Below are 17,405 nucleotides of genomic sequence, written 5' to 3'. Positions count from 1 at the left end.
GGCGATAAACAAAGGCAATATAACGCTGAACGGACGAAGCGAATATCTGGCGCGGGCGTGGATGCGCGGGCGCAAGTGTGGGTGTGGGTGCGCGGACGCAGGTTCGTTTCGCACTCGTAAATGATATGTGCCGGAGTGCGTGCGAGCGGATGCGCGGGCGCAGGTGTGGGTTCGAGGCGGGTGCGGACACACGGTCAAACGATATCGGCGTCCAGACACCGCACCAGGCGGCGCATCCACCACAGCAGGGCCAGGCCGGGCAACGCGATACCCACCGTGGCCACGAAAAACGCAGGCCACCCCAGGTGTTCGACGAACACCGGCGTCAGCGGCCCCGCCAGGTAAGTGCGCCCCACGGCGGACAGGGCCGACAGCAAGGCAAACTGCGTGGCGGAAAACTGCTGACGGCACAAGGCCATCAGCAAGGCCACGAAGGCGGCCGTCCCCAGACCGCCGCAGAGATTTTCCACCGCCACCACCAGCGCCATGGAATACAGGTGCGGCGGGGTCACCGCCAGCATCCAGTAGCCCAGATTGGACACAGCCTGCAGCAGGCCAAAGACCATCAGCGCCCGGTACAGGCCCAGGCGCGTCATCAGCCCCCCCCCGGCCAAAGCGCCGACGATGGTGGCGACCAGGCCGAAGACCTTGTTGACCATGCCAACCTCGGTGACGTCGAACCCGGCCCCGCGAATCAGAAAGGTCGTGGACAAGGCCCCCGCAAAGGCATCCCCCAGCTTGTACAACACGATCAGCAACAAGATCGACCAGGCCCCGGAACGACCGAAGAATTCGCGCAGGGGCGCAACCACCGCCTGCTGCAGGTCGCGCGGCGCCTGGCTGGCGTGCTCGGGTTCGGGCGCCCACAGGGTGGCGAGGGACGACAACGCCATCAACGCCCCCATCAGAAAATACATATTCCCCCAACCCAGCCATTGATCCGCGATGATCAGCGCCAGCCCTCCCGATACCACCATGGCCAGGCGATAGCCCATGACCTTCAGGGCGGCGCCGGCCGCGCGTTCTTCATGGCGCAGGACGTCCGTGCTGTAGGCATCGAAGGCGATATCCTGGGTCGCCGATAAAAACGCCACCCACACAGCCAGCAGAGCCAGCGTTTCCAGCTGCGATCCGGGTGAAAAAAAACCCATGGCGGCGATCGAGGCCGCCAGCAGCCATTGCGTCAGGAACACCCAGCTGCGCCGCCGCCCCAGCCAGGGCGGCGCGTAGCGATCCACCAACGGCGCCCACAGGAATTTCAGCGTGTAGGCCGTGCCCGCCAGGGTCAGGAAACCGATGCTCTGCAAGGAAACCAGCTCGACCGTGGCCCAGGCCTGCAAGGTGCCCGATGTCAGCGCCAGGGGCAGGCCGCTGGCGAAGCCCAGCACCAGCAGGGGCGCTACGCGGCGGCGGCCATAAACGCGCCAGCCGTCTGTCACGAGCGCCCGCCCAGGGGGGATTCGAAGCGATACACCGCCAGCATGCTGCGCCAGCCCCGCAGCCAATGGATTTCCTGATTACCCCGGAAGGTGGCCAGGTGCGTGATGCGCAGCCCCAATTGCGCGGCCAGCAGCTGGAAATCGCGCAGCGTGCACAGGTGAATGTTGGGCGTGTCATACCATTGATACGGCATCTGGTCGTTCACCGGCATGCGCCCGCGCAGGATCGACCAGCCATGGGGCCAATAACCGAAATTGGGAAACGACACGATCCCATAGCGCGCCACCCGGGCCATTTCCCGCAGAATATGTTCGGTGTGGTGCATGGACTGCAGCGTTTGGGACAACACGACGGTATCAAACTGCTGGTCGTCGAACAGCGCCAGGCCTTCTTCCAGATTTTGCTGGATCACCCGCACCCCTCGGCGCACGGCGGCAATCACCCGGTCGTCGTCGAGTTCGACCCCGGCGCCCCGCACCTGGCGGGTGCGCTGCAAGTGAGACAGCAGGTAGCCATCCGCGCAGCCCAGATCCAGCACCCGGCTGCCCGGTTCGATCCACTGGGCGATGCGCTGCAGGTCGATCCGCGGCGCGGGATCCGGCTGCGACCGGCCGCCGGATCCCGGCGACACATCAATGCGGCCGGCCGCGTCGATCGGCGCGCTCATGCCAACACCCCCGTCGTCTGGCGGCGCTCGCCCAAGCCCAGGCGCTGGGCGATCTGGTCGTAGTAACCCTGGACAATGGCATGGTAGCGGGCGTCACCCAGCAAGAAGGCATCATGCCCATGAGGGGCGTCGATTTCGGCATAGGTGACCTCGCGCCGGTTCTTCAGCAGCGCCTGGACGATTTCGCGGGAGTGCTCGGGGGCGAAGCGCCAATCGGTGGTGAACGACACCAACAGAAACCGGGCCTGCACCGCAGCCAGGGCCTGGGCCAGATCGCCCCCCGTGGCGCGGGCCGGATCAAAATAATCCAGGGCCCGCGTCAGCAGCAGATAAGTATTGGCATCGAAATGCCGCGAAAATTTCTCGCCCTGATACCGCAGATAGGATTCGACCTCGAATTCGACGTCGTAGTTATAACGGTAATCGCCGCTGGGGCCAGGGGCGCGCTGCGCGCGGCCGAACTTCGACGCCATCACGGCATCGGACTGGTAAGTGATGTGGCCCACCATGCGCGCCACCGACAGGCCATTGCTGGGCACCACCCCCTGCGCGGCATAATCCCCGCCGCGAAAATCGGGATCCGTCAAAATGGCGCGCCGGGCGACCTCGTTGAAAGCGATATTCTGGGCGGTCAGCCGCGCCGTGCTGGCGACGACGATGCAATCGCCCACACGATCCGGGCAGGCAATGGCCCAACTGAGGGCCTGCATCCCCCCCAGAGACCCGCCCATGACGGCGGCAAAGCGCTGGATGCCGAAATGATCGGCCACCCGGGCCTGCGCATGCACCCAGTCTTCGACAGTCAGGAGAGGAAACGATGCCCCCCAGGGCTGCCCGGTGTCCGGGTTGATGGTGGTGGGGCCGGTGGAACCAAAGCAAGACCCCAGGTTATTGATGCCGATCACGAAGAAACGATCAGTGTCGACGGCCTTGCCCGGGCCGACCATATTGTCCCACCAGCCAATCTGGCTGGGGTCGTCGGCATCCATGCCCGCGACATGGTGCGAGGCGTTCAGCGCGTGACAGACCAGCACGGCATTGCTGCACTGGGCATTGAGGGTGCCGTAGGTCTCGACCGCCAGCGTATAGGCGGGCAGCACCTGCCCGCTGGACAGGGTCAGCGGCTGGTCGAAGGACAGGTATTGCGGCGACACATAACCCACGCTGCCCGAAGGCACCGGCGCACGTGGGATGTCGGGCGCCTCGGCGGCGCACACAGGAGGGGTGGAAACGGCAAGTGTGGTCATAGGACCTCTTTAGCTGGATTTATGGAGCGCCCGCAAGCGGATCAAGCAAATCGGCGCAAGTTCACGGCCTATTCTAGCACCGGCGGCCAGGGATTCAATCCTGGCCGAACGACGCAAAGCAGACGTTACCAAATCTACGAAATTTTCTACCGGGTTAGCCCCTATTTTTTATTGAATTATGCAAAATATTGATTGTTATCAAGAAATTCAAAAACAGCTTTAACCCCGCGTTTTATCGGCGCCTTTTTAATGAAACATCTGATACATTCCTTAACACCAGAACGCTGTTGATTGATAAAGCTTGATAACCAACAAGGAAGAACCATGATAAAGCTGTCTGCGCGCCACCGTGCTTGTCTCTATTGGGCCTCCCAGGGAAAGACCAGCTGGGAAATCGGTCAAATACTGGGCATCAAGGAACGCACGGTCAACTTCCACTTCGGCAAACTCTACGGGCTGCTGGGCGTTCAAACCCGCCAGGCGGCCATTACCGCCGCCGTGCAGCGCCAGCTGCTGGATCTCGACCAGATCCCCATCACGGGCCTGGCCCCACCCAACACCGGCCAAGCCATCCCCGAAGACATCCAGCCCTCCCTGTTCTGAACAGCAAGCCATTTTCCCGCGCCCGCCGGGGGCCGGCCAGTCAAAAACCAGAAAATGCGGGACAGGCGCCGCGGGCATGGAAACCACTCCGCGCGCTCGGCTAAAATCAGCCTATTCAGACTCGCTTGGTACTCTATCATCATGACATCGGCCTTCGACCGGCGCGCCCGCATGGCGGCGCACCCTGAACTGTTGCGCGGCATCCGGCGCGGCATCGAAAAAGAAGGCCTGCGGGTGGATACCCAAGGCAATTTGGCGCGTACCCCGCATCCCGGCGCGCTGGGCGCGGCCCTGGCCAACCCGCACATCACCACGGATTATTCCGAAGCCCTGTTGGAGCTGGTCACCAGCCCGGATGCGTCCGCCGCCGCCCTGGTGCGGGAACTGACCGACATCCACCGTTTCGTGGCGCTGCGCAATCCCGGCGAAACCCTCTGGAACCAGTCCATGCCCGCCCACCTGCCCGCCGAGGCCGATATCCCGGTGGCCTGGTACGGCACCTCAAACACCGGCATGCTGAAGCATGTCTACCGCCTGGGCCTGGCCTGGCGCTACGGCAAGGTCATGCAGTGCATCGCGGGGGTGCACTACAATTTTTCCCTGCCCGAAACGGCCTGGAATTTCCTGGCCGCCGATGACACCGCCCAAGAACGACGCAACACCGGCTACATGGGCCTGATCCGCAATTTCATGCGCCACGCCTGGCTGCTGATGTATTTGTTTGGCGCGGCGCCGGCGGTATCGCGCAGCTTCTTGCAGCACGCGGGCCTGGAATCCCAACTGACGCGCCTGAGCCCGGACACGTATGGCCTGCCCTGGGCCACCAGCCTGCGCATGAGCGACCTGGGCTACAAAAGCCCCATCCAGTCCGAATTGCAGCTGTGCTACAACGACCTGGACACCTTCACGGCGCGCATCCACACAGCGGTCACCACGCCCTGGCCCGCCTACGAAGCCATCGGCACCCACCGCGACGGCCAGCGCATCCAGCTCAACACCAATATCCTGCAGATCGAAAACGAATACTACGCCACCATCCGCCCCAAGCAGACCGCCCGGCGCTGCGAACGGCCCAACACCATCCTGCACCAGCGCGGCATCCAGTACATCGAAGTGCGCTGCATGGACATCGACCCCTGGGAGCCCGCCGGCATCGCCGCCGACACCTGCCGCTTCCTGGATGCCTTCCTGCTGTTCTGTGCCCTGGAAGACAGCCCGATGTTTCCCGCCCCCGGCACCTGCCAAGAAAGTCAGGGCAATTTCGGCCGGGTGGCGCGCGAAGGCCGCAAGCCCGGCCTGCAACTGATGCGCGACGGCCAGGCCATCGGCCTGCAAGACTGGGCGCAGGACATTCTGCGGCGCATCGCACCCTACGCCGAACTGCTGGACGCCCACTCGGGCGACCCCCTCCACGGGGCCGCCCTGCGTCTGCAGCAGGCCAAGGCGCAAGACCCCGCCCTGACGCCTTCGGCCCGTCTGCTGGCGGCCCTGCGCGACAGCGGCCAGGAATTCCACGACTGGACCCTGGCCCAAAGCCAAGCCCACTGGGCCGCCCTGCAGGCCCAGCGCCTGCCCCCGGACACCCTGGCCGCCTATGATCAGGCCGCCAGGGATTCCCTCGCCGAGCAAGCCGCCCTGGAAGCTGGCGACACCGAAAGCTTCGAGGACTACGTGGCGCGGTTTCATGCAGCGCTGGTGTAGCTGGGCCGGACAAGCGCCTGGCGTGGCAACACCATGAATCCCACCGACCAGCTCTGGCAAGTCATCCTGGTTTCAGTTTCTGCCCAGCGGGCGTGCAGTGCTTGTCAGCATCATCGCTGTCGCGCTGAAGGTTGATATTGCCATCGTCGGCGGCATTGTGGTGGTGCTGATGCTGGGGTTCTTGCTGCAGATGAACCTGGGGCTGGCAATGGCACGGGCCATCAAATCCCCAGGTCATCGAACAGATCGGCAGCAGAAGCAAACCTCTTGCCCTTGCCTTCGTCCAATTCTACGATGGCCTTGCGCGTCACGTCGTTGGGTATCGACAAGTCAAAAGGCAAACGCCCCGACTCGGCGACTCGCATGAAGGTCAGGCGGATCAAATCAGATGCATTAAACCCGATCCTCTCCAGGGCGACATAAGCCTGATCCCTCACATCTGCGGGTACGCGCCGCGCCATCAACAAACTGCCTGACCGCCGTCGTCATCTGTGTAGTGTCCCCCGCCGGCCGTCGCTGCCGGTGGAGAATTGGCATAATAGGTTCATCAGGAGAGAGACATGAACCCAACACCAGATATTTCCGTTTCACCTCTTTCGTCCGCCAAGCAGAAACGCCTGAAGGCAGGGTTCAAGCAAGTAGATGCCATCTTTTCGCTTGAGGGTTTTGAGCCAAGCAATGGGAATCGCGCCATCGACGCCGCCATCTTGGCGGGTCGAATCACGGAAGCACAAGTCGTTGAAGAAATGATCGTTTACATAAAAGAACACAAAACGATTCGTGGCTTTTATGAATCGCGCACTTGGCTTGAGCCATGAGCGGGAACAAGGCCAATAACCCATAGCAGCTGAAAACCCTGCGGTGCCCGCCGATCACGCAAAACCGCAGTCCTTTTACGAACGCCTGGGACTCACTGACCTCAGCCTGTCTTCCGAGACCTCTCGTGCTCACAATGCAGACGGCCCGCAGCACGACAACAGCCCTGACTTCGATCGGTACTGGCCCTGGTCGGCCAGACGCGGCACGATCTGCGAGGGCGGCAGGTGGCCATATTCCTCGCTGTTGATCACTGACAGAATCCGCTGACGCTCCAGATCACTGTAGCGGTTGAGTGGTTGCTGGACCCGCTCGGGACGCTGATCTCCACGACAAGGCGTACATCTCCAGCGCTGTACGGTGCGCAAGCTCAAGCCCACCGTCTGGCAGGCGCGGACTGCACGCGCCCCGGCTGCCACGGCGTCATCAATCAAGGTCAGCAATGTCTGGCGCTGTGCGAGTGAGGTCATTTGTCCTCGCCCTCCCACAGCGCCTGGTACTTTTTTTGCAGCACCAGTAGCGCGGCAGCTTCAGACAAGGCTTTATCCTTGCGAGTGAGCTCACGTTGCAGGCTGGCCAGTTCACCCTTGAGCTTACGAAGCTCGCCGGCCTGCGTCGACGGTTTGGCGGGCAAACAAAATTCCGCCTTCCAGGCCTGGAGTTGATGGGCAAAGATGCCGCGCTCACGACACCAGGCATTGAGATCCTCAGGCGCCAGGCCGTTGGTGTCCAGCAGCGCTTGCAGCCGCCGGTCAGCAGTCCACTCTTGGAGACGCTTTTCGCCTGCGCCGGTTCTATGTAGATGGGCCATTCCGACACCAGGCTGCACCAGGGTATGAAAACGCCCACGACCAGGAAAGGCAGTGGGCCGGGGCAGGCCAAATAAAAGGGCCGTATCGACGGCCCAGGGGGGGTTAGAAAAACTGGCTATTCATGCCGTTTCAAATTTCTTGACCTCGGCATACATAGCATCCGGCGCCAGGTCGATGTCACCCGGCCAAGTCACCGCGCCATGTTTGACGAATACCTTGTTGAACAGGGACGGATCGGTCAGGACTGCAAAGACCCCAGCACCAGCGGAATGAATGAGTTCAGTCAAATCCACTGTCCCCTCAGTGCCATCCACGAATCGGACATGCAGCCGAAACCCGGGGAGAGCGTCCACCTCCGTCACGCGCCAGGGCATGCGTGGCTTGATCGGCGGGGTTACATCAAGGGACGAATTTTGTTGGGCTGTTGGTTGCGAGCGCATAGTTCCCAGTCCTCCATGAGTTCGGCGCGATGTTCCTGCGCCCATTCGAGAATCAGAGCGAGTGCACGCCGGGGCATCTCGCCTTCAACGATTTCCAACGTCCTGATGTCGATCAACACTTCATGCTCGGCATAGAGCGCGTGAAAGTGCGGCGGCGCGTGATCGTTCCAGAACATCTGGATCAGGATTCCGTAAAACGTGCTGATAGTTGGCATTGTTAGCATCAGGCGTTGCGGGCCACATCGTAGCATGGCCCTAGTTCATAGTAGATGGATAACGGATCTTCATCAATGGCCGGGGAATAGGGTGGCGGTGCATCGCCCTGCGCCACTCTGAAGGCCAGCACGGCAGCGGCCTGATCCCCTTGCGCCCCGTCCAGCCATTTTATGGACTCGGCTTGCGTGCAACCGATACGGTGCATGACATACGCCAGCGCCGCCGCTTGCACGACCAGGGGTTTATTAGGAAGGATCCGCCGCATACCGTGCCCCATGGTGACTCAGAACGGGATATCGCCCGAATCGAACGGTGCCGCCGGTGCAGAACTCGTCGCCGCGCCAGCCTGAGGGTGACGCGATTCAGTGATGCCATGGTGATTTCTCCTGCTGTACTTCCGTGGTTGAAAAAGGTTTTCTGAGCTGACCGAATCCGAAGATTCAAGAGCCGGATCGTAAAAATTGCTGCTTGGGGATTGATCCTGGCTCCCGGAGTTGCCGCCGTCTTCCGTGAGTTCTGTCGCCGTGCCGCGGAGCGGTACACGTCGGCGTTTTAGGCGGCAGAACTTACGGAAGACGGGGGTTTCGGCAGATGCGCGGATCAGTCACCAGGCAGCAGCCGCGCGGCGAGCGCCCCCAGCCGTGCGCCTGGCGCACGGCTCAAATTTTTGATGTTGGGGTTTTGCTTTGCAGCGCCAGCCGGCGCTGTCCGAAAGGGATGAAGCCCGCCAGGGGCAAGCCCCGCAGGGGCTTGATTCACGAAAGCCCGTCCCCGGTGTTGCGCCGGGGTGAGTCGGATGAAGGAACCCGCCTCTGTGGCGGGTTTTCTTTTATGGCCAGTTGATGGTTAGATGCAGGCCGGGGCTGCTACCCCGGTTTGCACCGCTTCTTGAATACTACTCTGCCTCTGCCGGCGGCCACTGCCTCGCCGCGTGAACCACGTTCATGACAACGACATCGGCCCCCCTCCAGCTCGTAGAGCACGATGTAATTCGGCCACACTACCATTTCTCGCGCACCAGGTACGCGAGAGCTGGCCTTGTAAAGCCTTGGATGGGTGAGCAAGGCATCCACCTTGGCCTCAAGCTCGTCCGTCATCCAGTTCAATGGCCGCAAGCGGGCTATCCTGAGCGATGTAATCCATGATCGCGATACGGTCAGCCCGCGCCTCATGGCGCCACACAACCCGCGCTGGCTTGGCCCCGCCACTCATCGCATAGCCTTGGCCCGCAAGGCAGCGCGTCGCTTGGCAAATTCGGCCTTCATATCGTCATTGGGGATCGAGGGTCGGGGATCGCTGCGGCTGGACTCAACCTTGCCGCGCAGCCATTCATCATAGGCGGCGGCTTCGTGGGCGCGACGCATCCGCTCGGCTGCATCCGGGCGCTTGGGTGCCGAGGTTTTCAAAGACTCCGGCGAATAGTTCACCGCGTCCACCTGGTAGCGATACAAGCCCATGTCCTTCAGATGGCTGGCCAGCGTTTCAAAACGCCGCCACACACGCACAGGGCCACGCTTGGCGGCAATGGCCCGCTCCGTCATGCCGTACTGCACCACGACGCTCCAGCCGCCAGGCTGGCCAATGACCGTTGCACCGCGCACAGCCCCGGCCTCAACCAGGCGCGTGAGCGTGTGGTGATCGATGGTTTCAGAGGTAGACATAAAGCACCTTCCGGGAAATCACTTAATGGTTAATATCATGACCGAATAATAGGTAATCGGGAACCGCCCAGGAGATTAGGATGGCGCATTCTTTGCATAAGACCTGTTATGCCACCGTCCACGGCTTCCCTTTGCCATCCAACCATGCCGCAGTGACCATGCAAGCATCTTTGAACTTTGAAGCATCCCAGGCGTTGGGCTATGACGACATGATGAACCCGACCAAAGCACACCAGATCGCCACCAGCCATCAGAGTCGCAGCTGCTTACTCGTCCAACCCAGCATGCCTATGACGGCAATCAGCCAACGTGCTGACCCCGAATGTCGAAGTGTGGACTCTAATCAATAAGTGTGGACTCTAATCAATATTCGGTAGCACTTGGCTCGGCATGAGGCCAACCTCTTTGCAGGTATAAACCATGGCATCCATAGTCACATCCTTCAACACTCGCATAAGTTCATCCCGAACCTCAACGAACTGAGGGTGTTCGCGGGGCAGCAAGGCTTCCAGCAAGAAGCCAACCACGGTTCCATTCACGGTATAGCTGAAGGTGCCTGCCCCGGCGTCCTCATTCCAAACATAAAGCATCGGCAACTGATCGCGGCAAGCCGCCGCATGAGCTTCATCCCGCAGCCAGCCAACATAGCGGGGCTTCAATAGATTCCCCGGATCGGCTGCCGCCAAGGTCAGAAAGTCTTGTACCTTCTGGTGAGTATCAACTGGCGGAAGTTTCTTCTTGAACAAGCGGTCGAACATTTCCTTCCCTCAATCCTGTCCACGCAAATCGGGCCAAATCTGCCACCAGTCATCCGGCCGCAGCTGCTTGCGCGTGACGGCGCCGCCGGTCAGTTCCTCGATTTCGACACAGCGGATGATGGGTACAGGCTTCTTTCCCCTGGCCCAGCAGCTGACCGTCATAGGCGCGACACCCAGTATCCGCGCCAATTCGGCGGCGCTACCGACCTGGGTGCAAGCCTCACGGATGGGCTGGAAATCAGACATTTTGCTAAATACGTTTCAGTTCTATGCAGCCTGCTATTGAAGTGATGGTGGTCTTGAGACATCTGTCCGCCGCCTACCACCCGACCTGGCGTAACTATTTTGAGGTGGCTTTCTTTACCGGCCTGCGTCCATCGGAACTGATCGCCATCCGCTGGCCCGCCGTGGATTTCCGACGCGAAACCCTGAAGGTGGCAGCCGCTCGTGTCCGTGCCACGGACAAGGACACCAAAACCCATGCCATTCGTTACGTTGACTTGCAGGGCCCCGCCCGTGCGGCCCTGCAGCGCCAGCGCGACCTGGCGGAATCGAAGACGGGGCTTGTGTTCTTGAATCCGAAGACCAACAGGAATTTTGCCGACACAGCGGCCCCGCTGGATGTTTGGTACGACGCGCTGAAAGCTGCTGGGGTACGGAAGCACGGCGCACGGCAAACCCGACACACTTATGCAACCCCAGCCTGCATGCCGAATGAACCCGGCGTATGTTTCGCGCCAAATAGGTCATACAAACGCCAAAATGTTCTTTGAGGTCTACTCTCGCTGGATTGACGGTGGCGCCAACACTCGCGAAAAAGCCAAGAAGGAGGCATTCCTTACCGTATCCGCAGCAACTCTTTCTCTAACCTAAAACGGGTTTTCGTAACCCGTTGATTTTGTGTGGCGCGCCCGACAGGAATCGAATCTGTTTTTAGCAGAATTAGATGGTATTTATACGAATTTGGCCTACGAACGATGCCAATTAACCCCATCTAATTCTGCATGTTGGGCACAAAAATGGGCACAAAGGTCGTTTGGGCACAATGCGCTAGTTGACAGACCAGCCGCTATTTCGGGCTTGGTTATCACGACGCACTGACAACCCATCAAACAGCTTTCCGGTACCGCACATTTCGGCTTAAAACTTAAGCTGCAATGCGTTTACTTGACGAAACAGCCTGATTTTGTGGTTTTACTTTCATCGGGTTGACGGTTGATGGGGGAGACCGAGGCGTGGTTTGAGGTGCGGGTGGAGATGTAGTCCAACAAAGCCCCTCCCCTCTTCAGGCCCTCTTTCGCCGCCCTGATCGAACCCAGTGACAACAGATACAAAGTAAAGCTGGCTATCCACCCCAACGTGCCCCAGACTGAATGAAACGAGGCAGAAGTCATCCAAGGCCGATCCCTGACTCAACAGGTTGCGCCACCGCCTCCGTAAAAATCGCATGTTCAGCACATGCGGCCCGTTGCACACTGATTTCGTCGAAATCGGAACGTTTCGCGATGGGCAACCCTGGCTCAGATACACAACACAGCCAGGCTACTTGGAGCCCTCATGATCCTTTACCTTTCTCCCGATGGCGTTTTCGCACCGAAACTGCAGACTGCAGACATGGATTGCCCGCCTTCGCCACCCTCGCCGTTTGACGAGATCGAGCGCAACAGGCGGCGCATTAAGCACCGCGCCCATTTTCTCAAACTGATGAAAGAAAAATTTCCTGGATTGCCATACTAAACCTGCAATCCGGCCACGCAGCGGTACTGCCAAACTCCTAACCTAACACTCGTGCCATCAACCCATTTTGGGCGATGGCAACTGAAATCCCGGAGCACACCATGGAACAAATCAGACCCCTCAATACCCCTTCCGCCAACCAGAAGAAGGATGAATTGCAACCGAAGTCCGACCCCAAGGGCGGACCTCAGGAACCCACTGGGCATGAGCACAGGGATCAAGCGCCGAAAAAGTAACGTAGCCAAAAGGCTACTGAAGGAAGGCCTAGCAATCCTTCCTGTACTCTGCCATCAGCCGCCTGCGGGCGGCTTTTTCACTCCTCCAGCTACCTGCCGACCGTAGAAGGATATCCACAATGCACAAAGACGAACAGCTATCAACAGTTCTAATAGGCGGCCACCACGATGGCCAGCCAATTGAATGTACCGCTCCGCCGATACGGAATTTGGTGATGCTGGCTGGCGACGGCCCCAAGGATGAAAGCTACACGTTGCACACATACATCAATAGATACGAGCAGCGGCTTTTTTATGTTCTGGATGGAATGCCAAACGAAGAGGCCAACCGAAAAGCGGTTCAAAGATGGTCGCATGGTTTGACGGGTGACGAGCACTAGCCACCAGTCCGTGACCACCCACAAACCCTCCCCCACACCTCAGCCTGCCCCTCGACATAGCGCACGACGCGGGCAGGCGTCTGATCTATCTCAGCCTCAGACTGCCACATAAACGGCTGGGCCAGGGTGCAGTAGTCACCGCTGACTGTCGCGCAGCCGCTTGCGAGCCCGATCACGGACAGCAGCATCGTCCAGCGCATCCATTTTCCGATCCACTGCATTTTTCACCCCCAGGTTATAGAGATCACGCTGCATTCTATCCAGCTGTGCTGAGCGCTTAGCCGCCCGACCACCCGCGGCATAGGCTCCGGCCAGCACCAGGACGGCAGCGCCAAGCACCAGCGCCCAGCCCTGCAATTTGCCCCACAGCGCGGCCAACATCACAGCACCCCGGCCTTGTGCCGTTTGACCTGTGACACCGCGATAAAGACGGCCAAGCCCACCAGCACCAGGCCCACTACCACGCGACTGATCTGGCCCGATGTCAGACTGTCCTGGGCATTTGTCACCGCATCCAGCACTGCCGGCGCAGCCTCGGCAAGCTGGCTGATGCCTACGCCAGCGGTCGCAGTCGCGCCAATCGTTTCCCGCGTGACCGGCACCGGCCCGGCTGCCCGCTTGGGCGGCTCGACCCCGGCCAGTTCCAAGGCCTTGTCAATCGTGGCCTGGTCGTACCAGGTGTTGGGCGTATCCAATGGCCCCTGACCGTTTTCGTGTCTGATGATGGCCTCGGCCAGGGGTCGTAGCACTTTGTATTGCTGCACGTCGATCTGCGCATCTGGTCCGACACCCACCTGCTTGGCTACGGCATTGACATATGCCGGGGTGTTGTTCTCGACGGGCGGCGCCCACCGGCTGATGATTCCGCGCACGGTATTCAGGCCGTGCTTGTCTTGGTAGGTGATCAGTGTTCTGGCCAGCGCCCGGATGCCGTAGGCTGCTGATGTGAATGTGGCGAACGCCGGGTCAGGCTGCTTTTTCGCCAGCCCCTGCCAAGGATCGCCGTGGCGGATGTTGCCGGGGTTGTTTGAGCGCACTCCGCGCGGAAGTTTAGCCATTGCATTCTCCAAAGGTTGAGGCCCATCGGCGCCCATTGACGATCTTGCTGACCTGCGCAGTGCTGACCTTGAAGAAGGCCGCCAATTTGCGTTGCACTCCTCGTCCGAATATCTCGCGGGCCGCTCTGATTTGTTCGACCTGCTCTGTTGTGAGTTTTGCCGTGCAGCAGCGTTCCCCGTCTTGCATCGTTCCGTGGCGCCGCATGTCCATCTGATTGTCTCTGTGTGTCGCCCAGCGCAAATTGTTCACCTCGTTATGCGCGGGGTTTCCATCGTTGTGGGCGACATCAGGTAGGCCGTTTGGATTGGGAAGAAATGCCTGTGCCGCCAGTCGGTGCGCCATACGTCGATGCGGCCTCCCGTTTGCGTCCCTGAGAATGAACGCCGTGTAGCCGAGCGGGGTAACCGTGCCGGTCAAAATGATCGGAGTGTCGCGGACGCCGGATCTGGGGTTTCGCCAAGTTCGGCTTTTGCGCCGGTAGCTGCGCACCTGGCCTTCTTCGCTGATTTCGTACAGCGGAAATTCTGAGATGACTTTCCAGCGGATTCCGCGTGGTTGTTTCTTCGCCATGTCAGGCACCTCCTTTCAGTTTTGTCCATGCGACGACGGACGCCGTCACCGCCGCGCTGATGTAGCCAAACGGCTTGGCCAGCCTGCCGATCATCTGCAGCACCCGAAAGCCGCCCTGTAGCGCATTGAACATTTCGATCATTTCGCTGGTGTCGGCCTCGATCTTGCTCAGTCGGGCCTGGATGGCTTCAAGCTCTGCTTTACTGACTTCGCACATAAGCGCCCTCCTTTCGGGCAAAAAAATACCCGCGATCAAGCGGGTAGATTGAAAATCTGCGGCCCCAGCAGGCGCACCGCCGGCGGATACAGCCAGCGCATCCAGGCAGGCGCGTCAGCCAGATCGGCGGCGAAAACCGTCACCGTCATATCCCGCGTCAGGCCCGGTATCTGATGCCGAAACTGACACAGCGCGTCGTGGAAACAAGAAGCCCGCCAAGCGGCGGGCCTCCCATCGTCCATCAGCGGGCCATCGGGCGGCCCAAGCCAGCGCCGAGTGCCGGGGATGCGGATAGCAGGGCTGCAGCCGTCCCAGGCGTAGCCCTCGCGCACGCAGATCAAGCCGCGCTCGATGGTGAGCCAGCGGTTGTTGAATCGGATGCGGGTCAGGGCCTGGTGTCGGGCGATGGCCGGGCGGGTCAGAACGTAGCGCCAGGTCATAGATCATCCTCCGGCTGGGGCAGGCCCTTTTGGTAGCGCTCGTTATCGGTCGTGCGCGGGCTCAGAACTGCAGCCTGAACCTCGGGCGTGACCTCCGGCACGACTGTCCCGAGATACTGGATGAACTGCTGCACATCGGGCCTCGCCAGATCAATGTATTTGCGTATCTGTGTATCCCGCACCAGTGCTTGAGCCGTAGGATCTGTAGAGGCCAGGACAGGGATCTTGGCCGGACCAAAGCGGTCGTAGAAGCTGCCTACCTCAATCCACTGGTACTCGGGACCGGCCTGATTCCATGTGAACGGGGTCGGCTCAGGCTCGGGAACCATGCGATACGCGCCGGGGTGATGGGCTTCGACAAATGCTGCATCAGAGATGATGGTGTTGATGACGGTCTCGCCGTCTAGGATTTCGTAGCGACTCATTTCAATGGCACCTCAATAACAACGATTCCGTCACCACCCCGAGATGTAGCAGAGACGCGAGACACAACGCCGCCAGCGCCAGCGCCGAATTCGGCACCCTCCGACAACGACGCGCCGGTCGATCCTGATCCGATGGAAACCAGTCCGCCCGATCCAGCAAATGCGCCGGACGGTTGAGGTCCAAAAATGCCCGTCATATTGCTTTCTGTGTATACGCCACCGGACGCGCCACCAGAAAAGAGAGCGAAACCCCTGGTGGTCTTGTTGACATAACCGCCACCTCCAACCAAGAAAAACGGCGGCACTATAACTAAACGTTCCAGGGGCACAAAAATATTCTCTGAACCAAATTGCGGCAACTCGGATACATCGAAAGGACTGGAACCCGGCACCCTCCCGAGGATGTCAGGCCCGGGTATTCCGCCAACCGACGGGCCAGCCACGCCACCGCCAGCGGAGGCTTGGACTCCCCCCCCATCACTGCCGCCCCCAGGCGAAGCCCCGCCGGTTGAATAGGTAGCGACAGCACTACCCGAACGAATCGTTTCCGGGTCGACGCCAAAAATATTGACTGCCCCACCCCCCGTCGCGGCTGAGCCTGCTGTGGACAAATTGATACCGCCGGAACCGCCACCCGGATTATTGATATCGCCGCCTGTCGCTGCGCCTCCCTCTGACCCCGTAAGCGGAGTACCCCAGCCCGCCGCGCGACCAGCTTTCCCGCCATCAGCTTGAATGAGCAGCCCTGCCGGTCCGGCAACTGACGATTGTCCGCCGTCTACACCATTGCCATTACTCGATTTCATCCCTCCCGCCCCAACGTTAACCGTAAGGCTGTCGCCCTGCTTGAGGTACACGGATTTTTGCGCAAATCCGCCAGCACCGCCGCCTGTCGCTGTTTGACCTGTAGATCCCACAACACTTACGCCACCGGACGCGCCACCACCGATCACAGAAATTCGATACATTCCACTGATCGGTGCGATAAACGTCTGTGACCGTAAAATCAGACGAGCCGAAACCTTTCGGTCACTACCGCCCAAAAACTGACTGATATTGCTCATACGAGTACCCACCCTCGAATAGGATTGATGAAAAGAAAATCAACACTCAGATACTGAATATCGAGCGTCATGGATTCGGACTCGCCCATGATCGGGCTGCCGTTGCCGGCCACGGTCGGCGACTCATCTGCCCATGTCGCTGCGCCGTCAAACAGCGACACTCGATCCCCAACAGCGGGATCAAGCGGCAGCGTCACAGTCACAGGCCCGCCGGACGTGTCGATGCAAACGACATCGAAAGCCAGCAAATCAGCATCGGCAGTGACGGTGTACGGAACACGGCCGCGCCATCGGACAGCGCCCGCGCTATCGACGGCCAGCACCGCGCCAGGCGGCAGCGGATGCGGAAGACTGCCGCCCGCGGCCGCCGCCGCATCCCAGGCGCTGCTGGCCGCGGACTCGGCATCAGCGGCGTGGGACTTCGCCGACTTGCTCCCCGGAGCCGGAGGCGTGTCGGACTCGGCCCAGGCCCTCGCTTTTGCGGCTTCGGCTTCAGCCTTTGTCACTTCCGCCTTGGCCTTTCCCACTTCTTCTGCTGCGGCCGTCACACTGCCGGAGGCTTGCCCGGCGCTACCCGCAGCATGCCCGGCCTGCTCCAATGCCGCTGTGGCATTGTTTCTGACGTTCGCCGCCACGGCGTCCATGGCATTGGGCAGATCAGTGGCCGCGTAGTCGAAAAATCCGTCAGCGCGTTCCTCAAATGTATTCGGGTCGCTACGCTGCGGCGTGGGCGGAGCCGCCGGCATCGGGGGCGGCGGCAAAATCGGGGTATCAGCCATCAGATGAATCCTCGTATCGTCAATTCCAGTTGCACAAAAGCGGTATGCGGGTAGCTCATGTTCGAGCTGACCGCTTGCCCGAACCCCCGAATCCCTTCAAATTTCGCCGCATCGTCAGGCAGCCAGACGGCGGGCGA

At 60.5% G+C, this 17,405-nt stretch carries 27 protein-coding genes; 7 read left to right on the top strand and 20 right to left on the bottom strand.

What is annotated here, in order from left to right:
• Positions 1-194 precede the first annotated feature (194 nt).
• Genes ACMHYJ_RS10195 through metX form a run of 3 tightly spaced genes read right to left on the bottom strand, consistent with a single transcriptional unit; the run spans position 195 to position 3,354 of the window.
• Complete coding sequence (locus ACMHYJ_RS10195; protein ID WP_414246063.1) at positions 195-1,439, bottom strand: muropeptide transporter; 1,245 nt, start codon at positions 1,437-1,439, stop codon at positions 195-197.
• Entirely contained in the window at positions 1,436-2,071 is a 636-nt protein-coding gene (metW, locus tag ACMHYJ_RS10190) for a methionine biosynthesis protein MetW (RefSeq protein WP_414246185.1), read from the bottom strand. The genes ACMHYJ_RS10195 and metW overlap by 4 nt, the downstream gene beginning before the upstream one ends.
• Before the next feature lie 32 nt (positions 2,072-2,103).
• Positions 2,104-3,354 (bottom strand): homoserine O-succinyltransferase MetX, encoded by a 1,251-nt coding sequence (gene metX / locus ACMHYJ_RS10185; protein ID WP_414246062.1) that lies wholly within the window; start codon positions 3,352-3,354, stop codon positions 2,104-2,106.
• 324 nt (positions 3,355-3,678) lie between these two features.
• On the opposite strand from metX, the gene ACMHYJ_RS10180 reads away from it, so the two are divergent.
• Positions 3,679-3,957, top strand: coding sequence for a helix-turn-helix domain-containing protein (locus ACMHYJ_RS10180; RefSeq protein ID WP_414246061.1), 279 nt, complete (start codon positions 3,679-3,681; stop codon positions 3,955-3,957).
• 138 nt (positions 3,958-4,095) lie between these two features.
• The gene (gene gshA, locus ACMHYJ_RS10175) at positions 4,096-5,658 is read left to right on the top strand and encodes a glutamate--cysteine ligase (protein WP_414246184.1); all 1,563 of its coding nucleotides are present in this window, start codon (positions 4,096-4,098) and stop codon (positions 5,656-5,658) included.
• A gap of 221 nt (positions 5,659-5,879) precedes the next feature.
• On the opposite strand, the gene ACMHYJ_RS10170 is transcribed toward gshA, so the two are convergent.
• Complete coding sequence (locus ACMHYJ_RS10170) at positions 5,880-6,119, bottom strand: type II toxin-antitoxin system RelB/DinJ family antitoxin (RefSeq protein ID WP_414246060.1); 240 nt, start codon at positions 6,117-6,119, stop codon at positions 5,880-5,882.
• Between the two features lie 99 nt (positions 6,120-6,218).
• Here ACMHYJ_RS10170 and ACMHYJ_RS10165 point away from each other — a divergent pair, with 99 nt between their 5' ends.
• Positions 6,219-6,476: a hypothetical protein gene (locus ACMHYJ_RS10165; protein WP_414246059.1), complete on the top strand. Its 258-nt coding sequence runs from the start codon at positions 6,219-6,221 to the stop codon at positions 6,474-6,476.
• Positions 6,477-6,605: 129 nt separating this feature from the next.
• Here ACMHYJ_RS10165 and ACMHYJ_RS10160 read toward each other — a convergent pair whose 3' ends face one another.
• From ACMHYJ_RS10160 to ACMHYJ_RS10135, 6 genes are all read right to left on the bottom strand, one after another.
• On the bottom strand, positions 6,606-6,944 hold the full coding sequence (locus ACMHYJ_RS10160) for a hypothetical protein (RefSeq protein ID WP_414246058.1): 339 nt from the start codon (positions 6,942-6,944) through the stop codon (positions 6,606-6,608).
• Positions 6,941-7,285 carry a transposase gene (locus tag ACMHYJ_RS10155; protein WP_414246057.1) on the bottom strand — a complete coding sequence of 115 codons (345 nt, stop codon included), beginning with the start codon at positions 7,283-7,285 and terminating at the stop codon, positions 6,941-6,943. The genes ACMHYJ_RS10160 and ACMHYJ_RS10155 overlap by 4 nt, the downstream gene beginning before the upstream one ends.
• Positions 7,286-7,405: 120 nt before the next feature.
• Positions 7,406-7,660 carry a DUF2442 domain-containing protein gene (locus ACMHYJ_RS10150; RefSeq protein WP_414246183.1) on the bottom strand — a complete coding sequence of 85 codons (255 nt, stop codon included), beginning with the start codon at positions 7,658-7,660 and terminating at the stop codon, positions 7,406-7,408.
• Between the two features lie 20 nt (positions 7,661-7,680).
• Positions 7,681-7,941, bottom strand: coding sequence for a DUF4160 domain-containing protein (locus ACMHYJ_RS10145; RefSeq protein WP_414246056.1), 261 nt, complete (start codon positions 7,939-7,941; stop codon positions 7,681-7,683).
• 8 nt (positions 7,942-7,949) lie between these two features.
• Positions 7,950-8,147, bottom strand: coding sequence for a hypothetical protein (locus ACMHYJ_RS10140; RefSeq protein WP_414246055.1), 198 nt, complete (start codon positions 8,145-8,147; stop codon positions 7,950-7,952).
• 1,003 nt (positions 8,148-9,150) lie between these two features.
• Entirely contained in the window at positions 9,151-9,603 is a 453-nt protein-coding gene (locus tag ACMHYJ_RS10135; RefSeq protein WP_414246054.1) for a hypothetical protein, read from the bottom strand.
• A gap of 80 nt (positions 9,604-9,683) precedes the next feature.
• Here ACMHYJ_RS10135 and ACMHYJ_RS10130 point away from each other — a divergent pair, with 80 nt between their 5' ends.
• Positions 9,684-9,953 (top strand): hypothetical protein, encoded by a 270-nt coding sequence (locus tag ACMHYJ_RS10130; RefSeq protein ID WP_414246053.1) that lies wholly within the window; start codon positions 9,684-9,686, stop codon positions 9,951-9,953.
• A gap of 9 nt (positions 9,954-9,962) precedes the next feature.
• On the opposite strand, the gene ACMHYJ_RS10125 is transcribed toward ACMHYJ_RS10130, so the two are convergent.
• Both ACMHYJ_RS10125 and ACMHYJ_RS10120 read right to left on the bottom strand, forming a co-directional pair.
• The gene (locus ACMHYJ_RS10125; protein ID WP_414246052.1) at positions 9,963-10,361 is read right to left on the bottom strand and encodes a hypothetical protein; all 399 of its coding nucleotides are present in this window, start codon (positions 10,359-10,361) and stop codon (positions 9,963-9,965) included.
• A gap of 9 nt (positions 10,362-10,370) precedes the next feature.
• On the bottom strand, positions 10,371-10,607 hold the full coding sequence (locus ACMHYJ_RS10120; protein WP_414246051.1) for a transcriptional regulator: 237 nt from the start codon (positions 10,605-10,607) through the stop codon (positions 10,371-10,373).
• 23 nt (positions 10,608-10,630) lie between these two features.
• Here ACMHYJ_RS10120 and ACMHYJ_RS10115 point away from each other — a divergent pair, with 23 nt between their 5' ends.
• The 3 genes from ACMHYJ_RS10115 to ACMHYJ_RS10105 all read left to right on the top strand — a co-directional run bounded on the left by ACMHYJ_RS10115 (position 10,631) and on the right by ACMHYJ_RS10105 (position 12,714).
• Positions 10,631-11,134, top strand: a complete 504-nt coding sequence (locus ACMHYJ_RS10115; RefSeq protein WP_414246050.1) for a tyrosine-type recombinase/integrase — start codon at positions 10,631-10,633, stop codon at positions 11,132-11,134.
• A 784-nt stretch (positions 11,135-11,918) separates the two neighbouring features.
• On the top strand, positions 11,919-12,098 hold the full coding sequence (locus ACMHYJ_RS10110; protein WP_414246049.1) for a hypothetical protein: 180 nt from the start codon (positions 11,919-11,921) through the stop codon (positions 12,096-12,098).
• Between the two features lie 355 nt (positions 12,099-12,453).
• Positions 12,454-12,714 (top strand): hypothetical protein, encoded by a 261-nt coding sequence (locus tag ACMHYJ_RS10105; protein WP_414246048.1) that lies wholly within the window; start codon positions 12,454-12,456, stop codon positions 12,712-12,714.
• A 135-nt stretch (positions 12,715-12,849) separates the two neighbouring features.
• Here the strand turns inward: ACMHYJ_RS10105 and ACMHYJ_RS10100 are convergent, their stop codons facing one another.
• Genes ACMHYJ_RS10100 through ACMHYJ_RS10065 form a run of 8 tightly spaced genes read right to left on the bottom strand, consistent with a single transcriptional unit; the run spans position 12,850 to position 17,268 of the window.
• On the bottom strand, positions 12,850-13,095 hold the full coding sequence (locus ACMHYJ_RS10100) for a hypothetical protein (protein ID WP_414246047.1): 246 nt from the start codon (positions 13,093-13,095) through the stop codon (positions 12,850-12,852).
• Positions 13,095-13,772: a hypothetical protein gene (locus ACMHYJ_RS10095; protein ID WP_414246046.1), complete on the bottom strand. Its 678-nt coding sequence runs from the start codon at positions 13,770-13,772 to the stop codon at positions 13,095-13,097. Before ACMHYJ_RS10095 ends, ACMHYJ_RS10100 begins: the two co-directional genes overlap by 1 nt.
• On the bottom strand, positions 13,765-14,343 hold the full coding sequence (locus tag ACMHYJ_RS10090) for an HNH endonuclease (RefSeq protein WP_414246045.1): 579 nt from the start codon (positions 14,341-14,343) through the stop codon (positions 13,765-13,767). Before ACMHYJ_RS10090 ends, ACMHYJ_RS10095 begins: the two co-directional genes overlap by 8 nt.
• Before the next feature lies 1 nt (position 14,344).
• Positions 14,345-14,560 carry a hypothetical protein gene (locus ACMHYJ_RS10085; protein ID WP_414246044.1) on the bottom strand — a complete coding sequence of 72 codons (216 nt, stop codon included), beginning with the start codon at positions 14,558-14,560 and terminating at the stop codon, positions 14,345-14,347.
• Between the two features lie 35 nt (positions 14,561-14,595).
• A complete protein-coding gene (locus ACMHYJ_RS10080; protein ID WP_414246043.1) occupies positions 14,596-15,000 on the bottom strand; it encodes a hypothetical protein in 405 nt (134 codons plus the stop codon).
• Complete coding sequence (locus tag ACMHYJ_RS10075) at positions 14,997-15,425, bottom strand: hypothetical protein (protein WP_414246042.1); 429 nt, start codon at positions 15,423-15,425, stop codon at positions 14,997-14,999. Before ACMHYJ_RS10075 ends, ACMHYJ_RS10080 begins: the two co-directional genes overlap by 4 nt.
• Entirely contained in the window at positions 15,422-16,489 is a 1,068-nt protein-coding gene (locus ACMHYJ_RS10070) for a hypothetical protein (protein WP_414246041.1), read from the bottom strand. Before ACMHYJ_RS10070 ends, ACMHYJ_RS10075 begins: the two co-directional genes overlap by 4 nt.
• Positions 16,486-17,268, bottom strand: a complete 783-nt coding sequence (locus ACMHYJ_RS10065; protein WP_414246040.1) for a hypothetical protein — start codon at positions 17,266-17,268, stop codon at positions 16,486-16,488. The genes ACMHYJ_RS10070 and ACMHYJ_RS10065 overlap by 4 nt, the downstream gene beginning before the upstream one ends.
• Positions 17,269-17,405 lie beyond the last annotated feature (137 nt).

Source organism: Castellaniella hirudinis, from assembly GCF_047468865.1.
GTDB lineage: Bacteria > Pseudomonadota > Gammaproteobacteria > Burkholderiales > Burkholderiaceae_B > Castellaniella > Castellaniella hirudinis_A.
The sequence above is the reverse complement of the archived record's forward strand: the minus strand, read 5'-3'. Positions and strand labels throughout refer to the sequence as shown.

Coding starts and splice junctions, on each gene's coding strand:
- metX (WP_414246062.1), bottom strand. CDS start 3,354: ATGACCACACTTGCCGTTTCCACCCCTCCTGTGTGCGCCGCCGAGGCG.
- ACMHYJ_RS10180 (WP_414246061.1), top strand. CDS start 3,679: ATGATAAAGCTGTCTGCGCGCCACCGTGCTTGTCTCTATTGGGCCTCC.
- ACMHYJ_RS10170 (WP_414246060.1), bottom strand. CDS start 6,119: ATGGCGCGGCGCGTACCCGCAGATGTGAGGGATCAGGCTTATGTCGCC.
- ACMHYJ_RS10165 (WP_414246059.1), top strand. CDS start 6,219: ATGAACCCAACACCAGATATTTCCGTTTCACCTCTTTCGTCCGCCAAG.
- ACMHYJ_RS10160 (WP_414246058.1), bottom strand. CDS start 6,944: ATGACCTCACTCGCACAGCGCCAGACATTGCTGACCTTGATTGATGAC.
- ACMHYJ_RS10155 (WP_414246057.1), bottom strand. CDS start 7,285: ATGGCCCATCTACATAGAACCGGCGCAGGCGAAAAGCGTCTCCAAGAG.
- ACMHYJ_RS10150 (WP_414246183.1), bottom strand. CDS start 7,660: ATGCCCTGGCGCGTGACGGAGGTGGACGCTCTCCCCGGGTTTCGGCTG.
- ACMHYJ_RS10145 (WP_414246056.1), bottom strand. CDS start 7,941: ATGCCAACTATCAGCACGTTTTACGGAATCCTGATCCAGATGTTCTGG.
- ACMHYJ_RS10140 (WP_414246055.1), bottom strand. CDS start 8,147: ATGCACCGTATCGGTTGCACGCAAGCCGAGTCCATAAAATGGCTGGAC.
- ACMHYJ_RS10135 (WP_414246054.1), bottom strand. CDS start 9,603: ATGTCTACCTCTGAAACCATCGATCACCACACGCTCACGCGCCTGGTT.
- ACMHYJ_RS10130 (WP_414246053.1), top strand. CDS start 9,684: ATGGCGCATTCTTTGCATAAGACCTGTTATGCCACCGTCCACGGCTTC.
- ACMHYJ_RS10125 (WP_414246052.1), bottom strand. CDS start 10,361: ATGTTCGACCGCTTGTTCAAGAAGAAACTTCCGCCAGTTGATACTCAC.
- ACMHYJ_RS10120 (WP_414246051.1), bottom strand. CDS start 10,607: ATGTCTGATTTCCAGCCCATCCGTGAGGCTTGCACCCAGGTCGGTAGC.
- ACMHYJ_RS10115 (WP_414246050.1), top strand. CDS start 10,631: ATGCAGCCTGCTATTGAAGTGATGGTGGTCTTGAGACATCTGTCCGCC.
- ACMHYJ_RS10110 (WP_414246049.1), top strand. CDS start 11,919: ATGATCCTTTACCTTTCTCCCGATGGCGTTTTCGCACCGAAACTGCAG.
- ACMHYJ_RS10105 (WP_414246048.1), top strand. CDS start 12,454: ATGCACAAAGACGAACAGCTATCAACAGTTCTAATAGGCGGCCACCAC.
- ACMHYJ_RS10100 (WP_414246047.1), bottom strand. CDS start 13,095: ATGTTGGCCGCGCTGTGGGGCAAATTGCAGGGCTGGGCGCTGGTGCTT.
- ACMHYJ_RS10095 (WP_414246046.1), bottom strand. CDS start 13,772: ATGGCTAAACTTCCGCGCGGAGTGCGCTCAAACAACCCCGGCAACATC.
- ACMHYJ_RS10090 (WP_414246045.1), bottom strand. CDS start 14,343: ATGGCGAAGAAACAACCACGCGGAATCCGCTGGAAAGTCATCTCAGAA.
- ACMHYJ_RS10085 (WP_414246044.1), bottom strand. CDS start 14,560: ATGTGCGAAGTCAGTAAAGCAGAGCTTGAAGCCATCCAGGCCCGACTG.
- ACMHYJ_RS10080 (WP_414246043.1), bottom strand. CDS start 15,000: ATGACCTGGCGCTACGTTCTGACCCGCCCGGCCATCGCCCGACACCAG.
- ACMHYJ_RS10075 (WP_414246042.1), bottom strand. CDS start 15,425: ATGAGTCGCTACGAAATCCTAGACGGCGAGACCGTCATCAACACCATC.
- ACMHYJ_RS10070 (WP_414246041.1), bottom strand. CDS start 16,489: ATGAGCAATATCAGTCAGTTTTTGGGCGGTAGTGACCGAAAGGTTTCG.
- ACMHYJ_RS10065 (WP_414246040.1), bottom strand. CDS start 17,268: ATGGCTGATACCCCGATTTTGCCGCCGCCCCCGATGCCGGCGGCTCCG.